The sequence below is a fragment of the Geobacillus sp. G4 genome, assembly GCF_040327975.1.
GTDB lineage: Bacteria > Bacillota > Bacilli > Bacillales > Anoxybacillaceae > Geobacillus > Geobacillus thermoleovorans.
Genome location: NZ_JBEPJY010000112.1, coordinates 1 through 261 on the forward strand (window position 1 = coordinate 1; position 261 = coordinate 261).

The window sequence follows — 261 nt, forward strand, 5'->3', positions numbered from 1 at the left end:
TCAATCATTAAATGAACATCAAGCGGCAGCTTGGTCACTGGGCGGATCGCTTGCACAATGAGCGGACCGATCGTAATATTCGGCACAAAGTGGCCGTCCATTACGTCAACATGAATGTAATCCGCTCCTCCTTTTTCCACATCAATAATTTCTTCTGCCAACCTAGAAAAATCTGCGGATAAAATCGAAGGTGCAATTTTAACCATGTTCAATACCTCGGCTTTCTTTCTTTTATCTCTTCTAAAAACTGAAGATAATGTT

Annotated in this window: 1 pseudogene; it reads right to left on the minus strand. The window is 41.0% G+C overall.

The window, feature by feature from the left end:
* Nucleotides 1-206: pseudogene (locus tag ABS784_RS17165) on the minus strand (ribulose-phosphate 3-epimerase); the annotation flags it as partial.
* Nucleotides 207-261 lie beyond the last annotated feature (55 nt).